Below are 240 nucleotides of genomic sequence, written 5' to 3' on the forward strand. Positions count from 1 at the left end.
GGCCGCGCCGGCCGCGGCCGCAACGGCGCCCGGGCAGGCCGCGCCGGCGTCGTTGAAGTTGAACCTGCCGGCGCTGCGCGAACTGATCGACCGCGGCGATTTCGACCACATCGCCAGCGTGCTGCGCGGCCTGGCCACGCCGCCGGCGGCCGACGACGACGAACTGGTCGAACGCCTCGGCGACCCGGCCCAGCGCGACGCCGTGCAGGCCCTGCGCCGCGCGCGCTGGGGCGGCGGCGA

General features: G+C 78.8%; 1 pseudogene. It reads left to right on the top strand.

The annotated features are described in order from the left end of the window. Positions 1-240, top strand: a pseudogene (locus A7A76_RS23320) (BatD family protein); the annotation flags it as partial.

Source organism: Lysobacter enzymogenes, from assembly GCF_017168095.1.
GTDB lineage: Bacteria > Pseudomonadota > Gammaproteobacteria > Xanthomonadales > Xanthomonadaceae > Lysobacter > Lysobacter enzymogenes_D.